This is a genomic window from Peribacillus sp. Hz7 (assembly GCF_042136355.1).
Taxonomy (GTDB): domain Bacteria; phylum Bacillota; class Bacilli; order Bacillales; family DSM-1321; genus Peribacillus; species Peribacillus asahii_A.
Genome location: NZ_JBHHJV010000045.1, coordinates 1 through 11,637, shown reverse-complemented (window position 1 = coordinate 11,637; position 11,637 = coordinate 1). Strand labels below are relative to the sequence as shown.

Sequence of the window (11,637 nt, the reverse complement as noted above, 5' to 3'; positions counted from 1 at the left end):
CATTGATTCGCTCGACTTGCATGTATTAGGCACGCCGCCAGCGTTCGTCCTGAGCCAGGATCAAACTCTCCGATAGAATTTGACTTGCTCATGTTGCACTTTTTTAATAGTGTGTGCTCACTTAAAAAATTAACGTTGGCGCTTTGTTTTGTTCAGTTTTCAAAGAACGATTTATCACTTCTCTCACAAGCGACTTTTATAATATATCACATACACTAATCAAAGTCAACACTTTTTATTTTTAAGAAAGAAGTTTAGTGTCGCATCAGCGACCTTTAATATAATATCAACTATCTAATTAAAAGTCAACAGTAATTATTTAATAAATACATAACAAAAAGAATCTAAGATAGTTTCTTAGATTCTCATATTACCCAATAATCAATGGCGGCTAGTGCAGCAACACCAGGAATCCCCAACACTCCCGCTATTGCTGAAGTAACGAAATTGATTGGTACATGTATACCTACTTGATTACCTAATGTGTTTAGAAAGAAAAGAAAAACTGCTCCAATCACAAGTTTAATAACCACTTGTCCTACATATCGGATTGGTTTTAATGGTGCTCCAACAATGAGCAACAGTAGGATTAAGCCTGCAATGATTGCAACAAATACGACAGGTTCCAAGCTTTCGCCTCCTTTTGAGCTTGTACCCTATTCATATGTCATCATTCATTTATTAAGAACTGTGTAAGCATTGAATATAAAATAAAAAAAGACTATCAGATCTCTCCTAATAGTCCTCTACAAACATCATCTCTTTACCTTCGCTTGTCTTTGCTTCGCTTCCCTAAACATATAAAAATACTTTAATTCTGCAATTTTTAATGTTGCTTTCGCCTCTCCAGATGGGTCGACACTTCTTTCCAGCAAGGTTTTTTGATTCATCCAATTTTGTTTAAAATACTCCAGCTGCTGTATCAATGCTGCATCATATTCATGTCTCAGTCTTTTTTTTCGCCGAAAGAACATCTTTCTTCCCCCACACGCTTTAAATTTCTCTTCGTCCTTCAATTGCTTTCGATAATGTTACTTCATCTGCATATTCTAAATCACCGCCGACTGGTAAGCCATGGGCAATTCTTGTCACTTTAATACCTGATGGCTTCAACAGTCTAGAAATATACATCGCTGTGGCTTCTCCCTCAATATTTGGATTGGTTGCCAGAATGACTTCCTGCACTGTCTCATCCTGCAGGCGCTTCAATAAATCAGGGATATTAATATCCTCCGGTCCAATTCCATCCATCGGCGAAATGCTGCCATGCAGCACATGATACAGTCCGTTAAACTCGCGCATCTTCTCCATCGCAATAACGTCTTTCGGGTCCTGCACCACACAAATCACGTCTCGGTCCCGGCGCTGATCTTCACAAATCATACACGGGTCCTGATCCGTAATATGACCGCACACCGAACAATAAGAAAGATTTCTCTTGGCGTTAATCAGCGCTTTTGCAAAGTCTAACACCGTATCTTCCTTCATACCTAACACAAAAAAAGCAAGCCTTGCCGCTGTTTTCGGTCCGATACCTGGTAACTTCATAAAGCTGTCAATAAGCTTTGAAATCGGTTCTGGATAATGCATCGTATCCTTCCTTCCATGACAGAAAAGAAACCTCCATTACGGAAGTTTCTTCTCTTACTATTTAAAATGGCAGGTTCATGCCTTTTGTAAATTGCCCCATCGTTTTGTTCGTTAATTCTTCTGCTTTCTTTAGCGCATCATTTGTTGCTGCTAGCACTAAATCTTGTAACATTTCAATATCATCCGGATCGACTACTTCAGGTTTAATCGCAACATCAACGATTTCTTTATGACCTGTCACAATCACGGTAACCATTCCGCCGCCAGCTGTTCCTTCAATTCTTTCTTCCCCTAGTTTTTCTTGTGCTTCTGTCATTTTCTTTTGCATTTTTTGCATTTGTTTCATCATGTTTTGCATGTTCCCCATGCCACCACGCATACCCATTCTTCGTACCTCCTAATTATTCTTTAATTTCTAGCAAATCATCCCCGACTAATTTACGGGCTTCTGCTATAAAAGGATCTTCTTCTTTTGATTCCATTTCGGTTGGACCATCGAGTTGCTGCGTAGAAAGAAACTCTTCTCGCAATTGCTGCCATTGACTCTCCGGCACACCTGCCATTTCCATACGACGACCGGTAAGTTGTTCCATAATAGATGCAAGCATTCCGATTAAACGGCTATTTTCCATGGCCATTTGGCAATGAATATCATATTTAAATTTTACCACAAATGCACCTTCTGAGGCAGCAACAGGTTCTGCTTCTGTCAATAAAGCCGCTAATGACTTTAAGTTTTGTTGACCCAGTTGTTCAAAAACTTCGCCCCATTTACTTTTCACTGCTTGTAAATCAGGTTTTGTCGCATGTTTTAAAATTTGATGAATTTTCCCTGCTGGTGCCTTATATGCTTTTTTTGTAGTCCTTTGTGCTTTTGGTTTGGCTGCTACTCGTTCAACATTAGAAATCGCTAATCCATTTTGTTTAAGATTTTCAATTTGCTTCTCAAGGCCCTCTATTTTAGCAAGAAGTTGTTGTACTTGTCCGTTATCAACTTGAGATGATGACTGTTCATTGCACAACTTCACAAGCGCGACTTCTAGTAAGATACGTGGATGATTTGTCCACTTCATATCCTGCTGTGTTGTATTAAAGCTTTCAATCATTTGATAAATCATGTCTGTAGAAATCATACCGGCGAGTTCTTTAAACTGCGGATCAATCAACACTCGTTCAAACGTATCAGCTAAACTTGGAGCTGATTGATATAATAACATATCTCGGAAGTAAAAAATAATATCTTCTATAAAACGAGCCGGATCTTTTCCCATTGCTAATAGTTCATCTAAAACTTGAAGGGAAACAGCCACATCTCTCTCATAAACAGCTCGCGCTAATCGACTTAAAAAGGCTTGTGATACCGATCCCGTCACTGTAAGAGCATCTTCTACTGTTACTTCATCTGTACTAAACGAAATAGCCTGATCAAGCAAGCTTAGCGCATCACGCATTCCGCCTTCAGCCGCTCTCGCAATAATATGTAAAGCCTGCTCATTACATGCCACACCTGTTTCACCCACAATTTGCGACATCCGACCAACGATATCTTGGGGTTGAATACGTTTAAAATCAAAACGTTGACAACGAGAAATTATCGTTAGGGGAATTTTATGCGGCTCAGTTGTAGCTAAAATAAAGATGACATGCCTAGGCGGCTCTTCTAATGTTTTTAATAAAGCATTGAAAGCTCCTTGTGATAGCATATGTACTTCATCGATGATATACACTTTGTATGTAACTGCGTTGGGGGTATACTTCACTTTATCGCGAATATCTCGAATTTCTTCTACCCCATTATTAGAAGCCGCATCAATTTCAATCACATCCGATATGGAGCCGTCAGTAATGCCTCGGCAGGTCGCACATTCATTACAAGGTTCACTTGTTGGCGCATGCTCACAGTTTACAGCCTTCGCGAGGATTTTGGCCGCACTCGTTTTCCCTGTACCACGCGGTCCTGAAAATAAATAGGCGTGGGAAACTTTTTGCCCGATGAGAGCGTTTTGCAACGTTTTCGTTACATGTTCCTGACCGACTACATCAATAAATTGTTGTGGTCGCCACACCCGATATAATGCTTGATATCCCACGGTAATCCCTCCTTTATTTTCTCCATCTCTCTTAATTATAGCGTACTTATTTCCATCGTTACAATGTAAGATAAGCAGCGGGCAGATACGTTCTTTGTCTTCCAAAGCGATTAGTTAAATCATAGAGCCAATGACGCCAACAAAACGTATCAAAAATTTCGTACTTCCTTATCTTGATACAAAAAAACTCACCCTTAATGGATGAGTTGATTTATTATGTAATAACTGCCGTGCACCTTCTGTCGATTAACAACCATAAGCGTTACTTAAGCAGTTAGCTCGGCCCAGGCAACCCTGCGGCACATGGGAACTTCCACTTAATGCTGCTTCCTTCCGGACCTGACATGGTTCATGGAGACCCATTGCGCAGGACCCGGACGTCAACACCACTTACTTAAGGCAGACCCTACAGTACGCTAACCTCGAGAAGGGATTCCGTCTCGCTAGAGCGGATTGCGAGTTCAGGGCACCGCTACCTCCCCACCTAGCACGGCAAATATGATACCAATAATTAGTGTACCTCATCTAGGTACATGATTTATTATACCGATTATATTTTAAAAAAGCAATATTTATTAGCTGTTAATATCTTCTATACAATGTGAGTTTTTTGCTTTCTTAGCCGCCTTTTTTCGCTCACGAAGTTCTTTAAAAAAAGCTGTCAGTATACCGCCGCACTCTTCTCGCAGTACACCGCTCGTTACTTCGCTTTGATGATTAAAACGTTCATCTTGAAGTAAATTCATAAACGTCCCAGCACATCCTGCCTTTGGATCATGTGCACCAAAGACCACCCTCTTAATACGGGAATTAATAATTGCACCCGAACACATTGGGCACGGTTCGAGCGTTACATATAAAGTGGCTTCTTCTAGCCTCCATGTTCCAAGAACTTCACAAGCCTCACGTATTGCTAATAATTCTGCATGAGCCACTGCATTTTGATCCGTCTCACGTAAATTATAAGCTCTAGCGATTACTTCATCCTTCCAAACAACAATCGCACCAATTGGTACTTCTTGAAGAGCACGTGCTTTTTTTGCTTCTTGTAAAGCTATATTCATATAATACGCATCATCTTTCACCATCTATCCCCCCCTTTTATAGGAGTAAAGAGATGCTATCGAGCTAACTATAAAGATTAAACACACATTATCCTGACATATAGGACATCGTATCGCACTATCTATAATGGATGCAAACTTAAAAAAGGAGAATATTTATGAAATGCGCCCTAATTATTATTGATATGATTAATGATTTTAAATTTGCTCATGGCGATTTACTGCTTAAGCATACTAAATCTATTGTTAAACCGATTTTACATATTAAAGAAACCATAAAAAAACAAGGGGCTCCAACCATCTACATCAATGATCACTACAATTTATGGCAAGCTGACTTTGAAAAAATTATCGCCACTTGTCAACATGAACAAAATACAGACATCATTGAACAAATTAAGCCAACAAATGATGATTACTTTTTAATCAAACCAAAACATTCTGCTTTTTACGGTACAGCTCTTCAAACTTTATTACACCAATTAAAGATCGATACTTTAATTTTAACTGGAATTGCAGGGAATATCTGCGTCCTTTTCACTGCCAACGATGCTTATATGCGTGAATATAAAATTTGGGCACCAGAGGACGCAATTGCCTCTGCCGATATACAGGACAATCAATATGCTTTAACGATGATGAATCAAGTGTTAAAAGCAAGTACAGCTAAAAGCCCTCTTATTTCATCTTTTCTCCAATAAAAGAATCCGTTACGTAATGTAACGGATTTTCATACGATTCCATATTTATGCATGCAAGTGTGATTAAAAAATAAATGGAGGAGGTAGAGGGATTCGAACCCCCGCGGGGTTTGACCCCCCTGTCGGTTTTCAAGACCGATCCCTTCAGCCAGACTTGGGTATACCTCCGTGTTGACAGTTAATATAGTACAATGATTCAAAAAGAATGTCAACATCTCGACCAATTTTTTAGCATAAAAAAGATTATCAATGAAATAAAAGGAAATTCACTTCAGCAGCAACATTCGCTAATACATCATTTAAAAAGAGGGACATTACCTTTGACAGATAAGTCCCCTTTCTTTCAAATTAGCTAGGCTTAATGACTTCTACACCACGCATATATGGTCGTAATACTTCCGGAATAATAACACTTCCGTCTTCCTGTTGATAATTTTCCAAAATAGCTGCTACTGTTCTGCCGATAGCTAAACCAGATCCATTTAATGTATGAACAGGCTCCGGTTTTCCTTTCGCATCACGACGGAAACGGATATTCGCACGTCTCCCTTGGAAAGCTTCAAAATTACTACAAGAAGAGATTTCTCGATAACCGCCATAGTTCGGCAGCCATACTTCAAGATCATATTTCTTCGCTGCTGTAAATCCTAAGTCTGCTGTACACATGCTCAATACACGATATGGTAGACCAAGCAGTTGCAACACCTTCTCAGCATGACCTGTTAAGTTTTCAAGTTCTTGATAAGAGTCTTCTGGCTTTACAATCTTCACAAGCTCGACTTTATTAAATTGATGCTGGCGAATCAGACCACGTGTGTCTCGGCCTGCAGACCCTGCTTCAGAACGGAAGCATGCTGTATAAGCTACATAGCTAAGCGGTAAATCCTCTCCATTTAAAATCTCATCACGATGGAAGTTCGTTACAGGCACTTCAGCTGTTGGAATTAAGAAATAATCTTCACTTTCAATACGAAATGCATCTTCCTCGAACTTCGGCAACTGTCCAGTACCTGTCATACTTGTGCGGTTTACCATAAACGGTGTCATTAATTCTTCATAACCATGTTCTTCTACATGTAAATCCAACATAAAACTTGCTAATGCACGCTCTAATCGTGCGCCTAGCCCTTTATAAAAAACAAAACGGCTTCCTGTTACTTTTGCAGCGCGTTCAAAGTCAACAATCCCTAAATCTGTTGCTATATCCCAATGCGGCTTTGGTTCAAATGTAAATTGCGAAATTTCTCCCCACTTACGAGCTTCTACGTTATCATCTTCTGTTTCTCCAATTGGAACACTTTCATGCGGAATGTTTGGAATAGATAAGAGAAGCATATCTAACTTCGCTTCTACTTCACGAAGTTCTTCATCTAAACCTTTAATTCGATCTCCCACTTCACGCATTTCGACAATTAACGTATCAGCATCTTTTTTCTCACGTTTTAATACTGCTACTTGTTGAGATACTTCATTTCTTTTACTTTTTAGCTGCTCTACCTCAGCAATTAACTCACGACGTTTCACATCTAATTCTTCAAATGCCCCTAAATCCGTTAAGTCTTCTCCACGATATTGTAGAATACGTTTTACTTCTTCAAAATTATTTCGTAAAAATTTTAAATCTAACATCTTTCTTTCCTCCTATTTATATAGCTTATAGCTTCTGAACGCAAAAAACTCCCGTCCCTATAAAAGGGACGAGAGTTAACCCGCGTTGCCACCCTAGTTGAAGACAATATTTGTCTTCCACTTGTCAAGATAACGGCTTGAACCGAAAGTACTTACTAACCTAAAAGGTGTTCCGTTCTTTACTCAAGGATGGATTCACAAGATGCTTACACCGATTTTCACCAACCATCGGCTCTCTACAGCAAGCTTCTCTTGTTACTATTTCCTGTCATAGCTTTATAAATCAAATTGTTTTTCCATAATGTACTACAATTATTTGCAAGTTGCAACCGTTTTATACGCGAATTCTATTAAAACCATCCTTTAACAGTAGACGCAGCACTTGACCAAATATCAGCGAAGAATCCACCTACTGCACGCATAGAAAGAACAAACCAATTCGCTTTTTCCACTGACTCAGCAGCTACAACGTCTACCTTGACCGCTTTAGCTTCTGGATTCGTGATTGAACCATATGATTCTGCTCCTACTTGAACAGTAATATAACCAAGCTTTTCACCTTTTTTAATCGGCGCTGTTAATTGTCCCTCTTCATTTAACTTACTTTTATCAATAACAAGTTTCGTTTTAACATGATCTTTATAATCATCTTCTACAACTAAATCTAGTGCTTCTTTTGTTTCAATATTAACTACGTCTTCTTTTCCTTTCACAACATCAAGTGACTTATGCCCTTTGACCTGATAGTGTGCAGGAAGAATTTCTTCTTTATTAAACTGATCAAAAGCGTAGTCCATTAATTTAATACTATCTCTAAAACGCTCGTCTTTAGATGTTGATTTCATAACCACTGTAATATAACGTTGCCCATCACGAACAGCTGTTCCAGTATGAGCATACCCGGCAAAATCCGTTGAACCTGTTTTTAAACCATCAACGCCATCATATTCAAAGATTAAACCCGGCAACATCCAATTAAAGTTTGGATATTCTCTACCATCGCGAAATTTCAATTTAGAGATACTTGAGTAATCTAGCGCTTCTGGATAATCATTAATTAACCGATAGGCTAGTAAAGCTACATCCTGCGCTGTCATTACATTTTCTTCATTTGCATCGCCAGACGGATGATTTCCTAGTAAATCAGAATTATTAAGCCCAGTGGAATTTACAAATTTATAGTTTTTTAAACCTAATTCTTTCGCTTTTTTATTCAGTAGTTGAACAAATTTCTTCTCGCTACCAGCAATTTTTTCAGCCAGAGCTACTGTTGCAGCGTTACCAGAGTATACAGCCATCGCACTATATAATTCTTTGACTGTATACTCTTCACCTTGTGTTAAGCCTACATTCGACAAATTCGGCGCTTTGGATAATTTATGTACATACTCATTTATTTGAACTTTTGTATCCCAAGAAATTTTTTTATTATGAATCGCTTCTAACACGATATATTCTGTCATCATTTTAGACATTGAAGCAATACCTAAAACTTTTTCGGCATTTTTTTCATATATAATTTGCCCAGTTTCACCATCAATGATAATCGCTGCTTCTGCTTTTAAGCCTAAATTATCAGATTCAGCTTGAGCTTTCCCCGGTTGATAAGCAAATTGTGACAACGCGAGAACAAAAACGGTCATGAACATCAGGGTCATCTTGCTGATTCTTTTCAATTTCCAATACCTCCACCTTGTAAGCTTTTTAAATAATAGGCAGCTATTTCTAGTCTGCCTCACACACTTTTTTTAGTTTATCATAGAAAAAACAAAAAAAATAGGTAGAGTCATGAAAGACGATACCTATTTTTTTGGTAATTTTTATTCCATCTTTAGCAGGTAGTAAGACCTCCACCAAGGGAGGTTTTACCTTATTGTAAAGAATAGTTCGGTGCTTCTTTTGTAATTTGAACATCATGCGGATGACTTTCTCTTAAGCCCGCACCTGTCATTTTAACGAATTGTGCTCTTTCTTTTAAATCCGTTAAAGTAGGTGTTCCGCAGTATCCCATACCTGAACGAATACCACCGATTAATTGATAAATTGTATCTGCAAGAGGTCCTTTATAAGGAAGACGCCCTTCAATTCCCTCTGGAACGAATTTCTTATTATCTTCTTGGAAGTAACGGTCTTTAGACCCTTTTTCCATCGCTGCAACAGAACCCATACCGCGATATACTTTAAAACGTCGGCCTTGGAAGATTTCTGTTTCCCCTGGGCTTTCCGTAACACCAGCAAGTAAGCTTCCAAGCATTACTGCATCTCCGCCTGCAGCTAAAGCTTTTACAACATCACCAGAGTATTTAATACCACCATCAGCAATAATTGTTTTACCATGTTTGCGAGCTTCTGTTGCACAATCATATACAGCTGTAATTTGTGGTACACCTACACCGGCAACAACACGTGTTGTACAAATTGAGCCAGGTCCGATTCCCACTTTTACAATATCAGCACCTGCTTCGATTAATGCTCGTGTGCCTTCTGCTGTTGCAACGTTCCCTGCGATAATTGTTAATTCAGGATAAGCATCTCGAATTTCTTTAACTTTTCCAAGAACACCTGCAGAATGGCCATGCGCTGTGTCTAATACAATAACATCAGCATGTGCTTTCACTAGCATTTCTACACGCTTCAGTGTATCTTTCGTTACCCCAACTGCAGCTCCAACAAGCAATCTTCCTTGTTTATCTTTAGCTGAGTTCGGGAATTCAATAACTTTTTCGATATCTTTAATTGTAATTAATCCCTTTAGAACACCGTTATCGTCAACAAGAGGGAGTTTCTCGATTTTATATTTTTGAAGAATTTTTTCAGCTTGCTCTAAATTTGTGCCAACTGGTGCTGTCACTAAATTTTCAACTGTCATCACATCAGAAATTTTTAAAGAGAAATCATCAATAAAGCGTAAATCACGATTTGTAATAATCCCAACAAGCTTTTGATCTGTTTCATTATTAACAATTGGCACTCCAGAAATTCGATATTTGCCCATTAAATGCTCAGCATCAAATACTTGATGTTCTGGCGTTAAGAAAAATGGGTCAGAGATAACACCACTCTCAGAACGTTTAACTTTATCTACTTGATCAGCTTGAGCTTCAATTGACATATTTTTATGAATAATTCCTAAGCCACCTTGACGAGCCATTGCGATCGCCATTTCCGCTTCTGTTACTGTATCCATTCCTGCACTAATAATCGGAATATTAAGTTTCAAATTTTCCGCCAACTCTACTTTTAAACTTACATCGTTTGGTAATACCTCCGACTTTCCTGGTACCAGTAACACATCATCAAAAGTTAAACCTTCTTTTGCAAACTTATTTTCCCACATTTCTTTCCCCTCCTGCTAAAAAATATTATTTGTAGGTTATCAACTGGGCATAATACTGTCAAGAACGAATGGAAAAGTTTGATTTTTCTATTAATTTAAAAAATTCAAAGGAGCTGTTATCTTTGTTTATAAACACTGGTTATTTTGATTCCCTTTTGCCTTTTTTTTCAGCATCTTCTTCTCAACTATTTTTAAGAAAACATTATACTCAACTACATATTCCAAATGCAGAACAAAAGAGCTATGAAAATTGCTACCCGTTTATATATTATCTAGAACACGCAAAAACATACTATGAACAAGCAAGTATTGCTCCACCCTCTATACAGCCTACTTTAACGTTCTACGGGTTTGTACAGCTTTTAAAAGCATGTTTACTTACCGTAGACCCTAATTACCCTGAATCGACTTCCTTGCTTGCTCATGGGGTCACAACAAGAAAAAGAAAAAAGCAACAATATGAGTTTTTGAAGGATGAAGTAAAAGTACAAAAAAATGGATTAATCACTTGTTTAGCTGAAAAAATTTTTAATATCAAACAGTTAGAAGGGGAAAAATTCACAATGGAAACACTACTGAAGGAAATTCCAGAAATGCAAATGAATTCGCCTGTTCATTCTTCCAAACAATTCGAAACACTAACTCTTACACATCAAGGCTTTCTACTACCATCATCTATACTCGATCATTATCAAATGACGAGTAGCCGCTTTGTAGAATTCCTTAGTTCTAAAATCAAATTAACTTTATCATTAGAGGAAAATAAAAAGGATCTCATAATTACTCCTAAAGATGTACTGTATTATAATGGAAGCTCGCCGATTCGCTATAATACCTATTCAAAGAACTTTATGCTTTCTCTCAATAAACAGTCACCGTGCTATGTATTGCCTGAATTGCTTCTTCATTATTTAGTTTTATACAATCTAAGTATGATTGCCCGCTATGAAACAGAGTGGTGGTCTGAACTGTTTAAAACAATGCCCAATGATGATTATCCAACCATCATTCAATTTCTTAAAATAACCCCTAGCAAAACTACTTTTTTAGTATCTAAATGGTTAAATGAATTCAATAAAAAAGATCAGCTTCTCAGCTGATCCCATGCTTGCCTGGCAACGTCCTACTCTCACAGGGGGAAACCCCCAACTACCATCGGCGCTGAAGAGCTTAACTTCCGTGTTCGGAATGGGAACGGGTGTGACCTCTTCGCCATCATTACCAGA

At 38.2% G+C, this 11,637-nt stretch carries 11 protein-coding genes, 1 tRNA gene, 2 rRNA genes, 1 other RNA gene and 1 other annotated feature; of the genes, 2 read left to right on the top strand and 13 right to left on the bottom strand.

Going from position 1 to position 11,637, the window contains the following annotated elements; translation table 11 throughout:
- From ACE199_RS23245 to tadA, 8 genes are all read right to left on the bottom strand, one after another.
- Positions 1 to 76 (bottom strand): 16S ribosomal RNA (locus tag ACE199_RS23245); the annotation flags it as partial.
- Positions 77 to 365: 289 nt separating this feature from the next.
- Positions 366 to 629, bottom strand: a complete 264-nt coding sequence (locus tag ACE199_RS23240; protein ID WP_252288107.1) for a pro-sigmaK processing inhibitor BofA family protein — start codon at positions 627 to 629, stop codon at positions 366 to 368.
- Between the two features lie 126 nt (positions 630 to 755).
- Positions 756 to 974: a YaaL family protein gene (locus tag ACE199_RS23235; RefSeq protein WP_375351888.1), complete on the bottom strand. Its 219-nt coding sequence runs from the start codon at positions 972 to 974 to the stop codon at positions 756 to 758.
- Between the two features lie 19 nt (positions 975 to 993).
- On the bottom strand, positions 994 to 1,590 hold the full coding sequence (gene recR / locus ACE199_RS23230; RefSeq protein ID WP_119119049.1) for a recombination mediator RecR: 597 nt from the start codon (positions 1,588 to 1,590) through the stop codon (positions 994 to 996).
- A gap of 61 nt (positions 1,591 to 1,651) precedes the next feature.
- Positions 1,652 to 1,969: a YbaB/EbfC family nucleoid-associated protein gene (locus ACE199_RS23225; RefSeq protein ID WP_119119056.1), complete on the bottom strand. Its 318-nt coding sequence runs from the start codon at positions 1,967 to 1,969 to the stop codon at positions 1,652 to 1,654.
- 22 nt (positions 1,970 to 1,991) lie between these two features.
- A complete protein-coding gene (gene dnaX / locus ACE199_RS23220) occupies positions 1,992 to 3,680 on the bottom strand; it encodes a DNA polymerase III subunit gamma/tau (protein ID WP_375351887.1) in 1,689 nt (562 codons plus the stop codon).
- Positions 3,681 to 3,908: 228 nt separating this feature from the next.
- Positions 3,909 to 4,173: signal recognition particle sRNA large type (gene ffs, locus ACE199_RS23215), an RNA gene on the bottom strand.
- Between the two features lie 82 nt (positions 4,174 to 4,255).
- Positions 4,256 to 4,768, bottom strand: a complete 513-nt coding sequence (tadA, locus tag ACE199_RS23210) for a tRNA adenosine(34) deaminase TadA (protein WP_375351886.1) — start codon at positions 4,766 to 4,768, stop codon at positions 4,256 to 4,258.
- Between the two features lie 134 nt (positions 4,769 to 4,902).
- Here tadA and ACE199_RS23205 point away from each other — a divergent pair, with 134 nt between their 5' ends.
- A complete protein-coding gene (locus tag ACE199_RS23205; RefSeq protein ID WP_375351885.1) occupies positions 4,903 to 5,445 on the top strand; it encodes a cysteine hydrolase family protein in 543 nt (180 codons plus the stop codon).
- A 75-nt stretch (positions 5,446 to 5,520) separates the two neighbouring features.
- On the opposite strand, the gene ACE199_RS23200 is transcribed toward ACE199_RS23205, so the two are convergent.
- The 4 genes from ACE199_RS23200 to guaB form a co-directional block, all read right to left on the bottom strand.
- Positions 5,521 to 5,613: transfer RNA gene (locus tag ACE199_RS23200), tRNA-Ser, on the bottom strand.
- 180 nt (positions 5,614 to 5,793) lie between these two features.
- Positions 5,794 to 7,074 (bottom strand): serine--tRNA ligase, encoded by a 1,281-nt coding sequence (serS, locus tag ACE199_RS23195; RefSeq protein ID WP_375351884.1) that lies wholly within the window; start codon positions 7,072 to 7,074, stop codon positions 5,794 to 5,796.
- Between the two features lie 61 nt (positions 7,075 to 7,135).
- Positions 7,136 to 7,355, bottom strand: a binding site (T-box leader).
- Between the two features lie 69 nt (positions 7,356 to 7,424).
- Positions 7,425 to 8,750, bottom strand: a complete 1,326-nt coding sequence (locus ACE199_RS23190) for a D-alanyl-D-alanine carboxypeptidase family protein (protein ID WP_375351883.1) — start codon at positions 8,748 to 8,750, stop codon at positions 7,425 to 7,427.
- Between the two features lie 194 nt (positions 8,751 to 8,944).
- Positions 8,945 to 10,411, bottom strand: a complete 1,467-nt coding sequence (gene guaB, locus ACE199_RS23185; protein ID WP_375351882.1) for an IMP dehydrogenase — start codon at positions 10,409 to 10,411, stop codon at positions 8,945 to 8,947.
- 122 nt (positions 10,412 to 10,533) lie between these two features.
- Between guaB and ACE199_RS23180 the strand changes: the two genes are divergently transcribed.
- The gene (locus ACE199_RS23180) at positions 10,534 to 11,511 is read left to right on the top strand and encodes a YaaC family protein (protein WP_375351881.1); all 978 of its coding nucleotides are present in this window, start codon (positions 10,534 to 10,536) and stop codon (positions 11,509 to 11,511) included.
- 10 nt (positions 11,512 to 11,521) lie between these two features.
- On the opposite strand, the gene rrf is transcribed toward ACE199_RS23180, so the two are convergent.
- Positions 11,522 to 11,637, bottom strand: a 5S ribosomal RNA gene (gene rrf / locus ACE199_RS23175).

Coding starts and splice junctions, on each gene's coding strand:
- ACE199_RS23205 (WP_375351885.1), top strand. CDS start 4,903: ATGAAATGCGCCCTAATTATTATTGATATGATTAATGATTTTAAATTT.
- ACE199_RS23235 (WP_375351888.1), bottom strand. CDS start 974: ATGTTCTTTCGGCGAAAAAAAAGACTGAGACATGAATATGATGCAGCA.
- ACE199_RS23225 (WP_119119056.1), bottom strand. CDS start 1,969: ATGCGTGGTGGCATGGGGAACATGCAAAACATGATGAAACAAATGCAA.
- serS (WP_375351884.1), bottom strand. CDS start 7,074: ATGTTAGATTTAAAATTTTTACGAAATAATTTTGAAGAAGTAAAACGT.
- recR (WP_119119049.1), bottom strand. CDS start 1,590: ATGCATTATCCAGAACCGATTTCAAAGCTTATTGACAGCTTTATGAAG.
- tadA (WP_375351886.1), bottom strand. CDS start 4,768: ATGGTGAAAGATGATGCGTATTATATGAATATAGCTTTACAAGAAGCA.
- guaB (WP_375351882.1), bottom strand. CDS start 10,411: ATGTGGGAAAATAAGTTTGCAAAAGAAGGTTTAACTTTTGATGATGTG.